Source organism: Limosilactobacillus pulli, from assembly GCF_947381555.1.
Taxonomy (GTDB): Bacteria; Bacillota; Bacilli; order Lactobacillales; family Lactobacillaceae; genus Limosilactobacillus; species Limosilactobacillus pulli.
On sequence record NZ_CANCWQ010000053.1, the window covers coordinates 1 to 4,603 of the forward strand.

The 4,603-nt window shown below is 31.7% G+C and carries 4 protein-coding genes; all 4 read left to right on the plus strand.

Going from position 1 to position 4,603, the window contains the following annotated elements; translation table 11 throughout:
* Window positions 1-127: 127 nt before the first annotated feature.
* A complete protein-coding gene (locus QOS03_RS08905; protein WP_283576161.1) occupies window positions 128-1,504 on the plus strand; it encodes a rhamnan synthesis F family protein in 1,377 nt (458 codons plus the stop codon).
* A 20-nt stretch (window positions 1,505-1,524) separates the two neighbouring features.
* A complete protein-coding gene (locus tag QOS03_RS08910) occupies window positions 1,525-2,967 on the plus strand; it encodes a flippase (protein ID WP_283576162.1) in 1,443 nt (480 codons plus the stop codon).
* A gap of 60 nt (window positions 2,968-3,027) precedes the next feature.
* A complete protein-coding gene (gene rfbD / locus QOS03_RS08915; protein WP_283576163.1) occupies window positions 3,028-3,879 on the plus strand; it encodes a dTDP-4-dehydrorhamnose reductase in 852 nt (283 codons plus the stop codon).
* Between the two features lie 346 nt (window positions 3,880-4,225).
* Window positions 4,226-4,402, plus strand: coding sequence for an IS1096 element passenger TnpR family protein (locus QOS03_RS08920; protein WP_283576164.1), 177 nt, complete (start codon window positions 4,226-4,228; stop codon window positions 4,400-4,402).
* Window positions 4,403-4,603: the final 201 nt, after the last annotated feature.

Consider the following 4,603-nt stretch of genomic DNA (forward strand, 5'->3'; position numbering starts at 1 on the left):
GCATTCACCAATTGAGATCTTTTTGCTTAATCTGCGCCAATAGATTTGTTCAAGTTATTTCTTGCAATCTGCCTTATATTAAATAATATAGCATTGAAATTTAATAAAAAGGAAAAGGAGATATATTTTGAAGACCAAACAAGTTTATCGATCATATCATCTTTTTAGAAAATTGGAAAGGAATAGAGAAGAAAAGAAAAATAAAAATTTAATAAAGAAAAATAAAAACGTAAAAATCTTAGTGATTCTCCATCTTTTCTATCCTAAAAGTTGGAAAGAGATAAAGGAATATTTGGAAAATCTTTCTTGTTATGAGTATGATTTAACAGTTACTTACACCAAGAGTAAAATTTCTCAAAATGTTATTAACGAAATTAAAAATTTTAAGTATAATACTAAATTTATAGGTTGTGAAAATAAAGGATTTGATTTACGGCCATTTTTAATTGCATTAAAAAACGTAGATCTTAGTGATTATGATATTGTATTCAAACTACAATCAAAAAGTACAAAGCGCTCTTGGATATATATATATGATCAACTCTTTATGCGTAGAGATTGGTTTTTGGATTTATTCGAAGGAGTTTTATCTGCCAAAGTAGTACATAGAAATATAGACTTACTTTATAATGACAAAGAAGTAGGATTAGTTGCTGCTGATAATCTCATTGTTAATGATCCTCTGCATAAGATTGAATTAGTGCAGAGAATTGCTAAAAAAACTAATCTAAAAATTAGTAGTAATTATAAATTTGTGGCAGGAACATGCTTCGCAATTAAATCTGAGTGTTTAAGTAATATACAATCCTATCCTTGGATAGATAATGACTTTAAAACTATTCCTGCATCTAGAGGAATGTCTTTTGCACATTTTTTTGAAAGATATATTTGTGCTCAAGTAGAGAGTAAATGGGGTAAAAAATTAGTAGGAGTAAAAATAAGAAATTTAAGACATAAATTTCTAGCTATTCCAGGAAACGTTTTATACCACTTTTCTTCAAATAGATTATTTAATGAAAATGTTGATTTTGACCCAGAGTTTTTCTATTGGTTATTAGATAATAGATTACTTACTTGGAAATATAAAAACGTTGCATTTAAAGATATTAAATATATTAATGATGAAGGAACTATATTACCCTTTTTACAGAATGCCCCATATCAATATTTAAAATATGGTGATTTAGAGGCGTATCAGAAGTACTGTGAGTATCATAAAGAGCATGGTTTGCCTTTAATGAGTACTGATCGTTTTCAACATTTAAAAGAATCTATCGATAAAAATGGATATAATGAGCGTCATCTAATTATTTTAGATAACAAAAACATTTTGATAGACGGACAACATAGGGCTTGTTGCTTATGTGAAAAGATGGGAGAGAATGCTTTAGTAAAAGTGTTGGTTATTAATATTCTTGAAAAGAAAAAAATTATCAAGTCTATTATTCCGGAACCATTAGAACAAAAAATGCATAGAATAAAACAAAATATAAAAAATAAATGATTTTATTCTTAGAGGTAAAAATGAAAAAAAAATCGCTAGGGCTAAATGCTGCTTTAAATGGATTTAGAAATATTTTAAATGTTTTTTTTCCATTGATAACTTTTCCATATGTTTCTAGAGTCTTGCAGGCTGAGGGTATCGGAAAATACAATTTTGCTAATTCTATTATTTCATATTTTTTATTAATTGCTGCATTAGGCATTTCTAACTATTCTGTTAGGGAGGGAGCAAAATTACGGGATGATAGGAAAAAGATTAGTGATTTTGCTAGTCAGGTTTTTACTATTAATTTAATCTCTACTATACTTTCGTACATATTATTACTTTTGTCTCTAATTATATTTAAAAATCTTCAACCATATAAAATAGCTATTTTAATCTTTGGGTTACAAATATTTTTTACAACTATTGGAGTAGAATGGGTATATACAATTTTTGAAGAATATGCATACATAACTATTCGCAGTATCATTTTTAAAATAATTTCAATTATTTTATTATTTTTGCTTGTACGAAAAAGTACAGACTATTTGAATTATGTAGGGGTTATTGTTTTTTCTTCGGTCGGTTCAAATGTATTAAATTACTTACACTCTAAAAAGTTTTGTGATATAAAAATAGTTTTTAAAATTAATTGGAAAAAACATCTTAAACCTATTTTAGTGATTTTTGCTACAGGAATAGCAACTCAAATTTATTTGAATTCTGATATTACCATATTAGGAATTTTAAAAAATGATTATATAGTTGGAATTTATAGTGTTTCTTCAAAAATATATGGTATTGTTAAATCTCTAGTTCAAGCAATGGTTGTTGTCGTCGTTCCTAGACTCTCGATGCTATTAGGCAAAGGTGAATATAAAAAATTTAGAGGATTACTTAGGCAAGTAACCAGTGCTTTAGCATTGGTTACTTTTCCAAGTGCAACGGGTTTATATATGTTAGCACCACAAATAATAATTCTTATTTCTGGTAAAGGATATTTAAGGGGAGTTAGTTCACTTAGAATATTATGTTTTGCATTAGTATTTTCAGTGTTTAGTTGGATTTTCGCCTACTGTATTTTATTACCAGCTAAACGAGAGAGATTTTTTTTAATTGCTGCAGTAGTAAGTGCATTTTTTAATATTGGTTTAAATTTTATACTTATACCACTTATTTCGGAGAATGGTGCAGCATTAACTACCTGTTTGGCTGAATTTGTAATGTTTATTATAATTATCTTTTATAGCAAAGATATGCTGAAGGGAGTATATGATAGTAAATTTTTGAAAGAGTTTTTAACGTATTTAATAGGTTCCGTAATTATTGTTACGATTTGTCTTGTAGGAAATATACTTTTTAGTTATAACATTGCAAAAGTTATTTTTGATGTTATTTTTTCAATTGTTACATATTTTGGGATTTTATATTTTACTAAAAATCAAATTTTGCTTAGAATAATAGCCTTAAATAGAATTTAAATAATGTTTTCTAGTTTAATCTTTATACCATCAAGAATAATGAAGTAAATGGAGATAAAAATGTCAAAAATTTTAATTACTGGCGCGAATGGTCAATTAGGGACTGAATTGCGCCATTTATTGGACGAACGCGGAATTGCCTATGATGCACGTGATGCCAAGGATATGGACATTACGGACCGTCAAGCAGTTGAAGAACAGGTAACGGCTCTTAAGCCAGCAGTAATCTATCATTGTGCGGCTTATACGGCAGTCGATAAAGCTGAAGACGAAGGTAAGAAAATCAACTGGCGGGTAAATGAAGATGGTACTCGCAATCTGGCTGAAGTAGCGGCTAAAGTTGGTGCCAAGCTGGTTTACCTTAGCACGGATTATGTATTTGATGGTACTAAGACGGGCGAATATGAAGTTGACGATCCTACTAATCCTAAAAATGAGTATGGCAAAGCCAAGCTGGCTGGAGAAAAGGCTATTCAAGCTGCCATGACTGACTATTACATCATTCGGACTTCATGGGTCTTTGGCGAATATGGCAAGAACTTTGTCTACACGATGCTGCGTCTGGCTAAGGATCATGATCGTCTAACAGTGGTTGATGATCAAGTTGGCCGCCCAACCTGGACTCGGACATTGGCAGAATTTATGACATATCTGGTTGATCATCATTGTGAATATGGCGTTTATCAATTGTCGAATGAAGACAGCTGCTCTTGGTATGAATTTGCCTGTGAAATCTTAAAGGATAAGGATGTAGAGGTTGCTCCAGTCACCTCTGAGGAATATCCGCAAAAGGCATATCGGCCACGTCATTCCATTATGAGTTTGAAAAAAGCGGAAGCTACTGGATTTACCATCCCAACGTGGCAAACTGCTTTACAGGAATTTATGAGCCAGATTCAAGACAATCATTAATAGTTGAAAACAACCTTCTATACACGAGATGACTCGCAAATAGAAGGTTACTTATTAGTCTTTGCAGAAAGCGCATACATACGTGCCGGCAAATTAATAACCATTTTGAATTTAATAAGAAAAGGGTTAGGCGCAACCAAGCACCTAGCCCTTTAGTGTGTAAAATCTGCTAGAAAGATATGTATTCATGTATTAATTTTAGCGCGTTGGACCATCATTGACAACTAGATAGAGCGCTTTCATTGCTATGGATTATGATTTCAGCAGGCAGGGCCTTATGATATACTCAGTTCAAAAGCTTTAGAAGATGCATGGCTGCAAAGGCAAATATTTGGAGGAAACTGATATGGCAAAGCCAATTCCAACCTATATAATCAAGGCTGTACTGAAAGATTTTCGATCACCGGCAACCTGGCGGCGATTTAAGATCAAAAAGAACCTGCTAATTACTGAGCTGGCATACTATCTGGAAATCATGTTTGAAATGTACGCGGAGCATCAGTATGACTTCACTTACCAATGACGGTCTTGTGGTGATGGTTAACAATCCTGAAGAATACAGCATGGTACCAAGTTTTCCAGGTGGACCTAAAATCAAATACGTTGGCTTAAATGATTCGTACAATACCCCTTAGGGTTGACACTTTAAATAGGCACTATTGCCTGTCAAGTATACAGTTTAAATAGAAAAATTATTTATGCGGCTTGAGCGCGGAACTTTTCT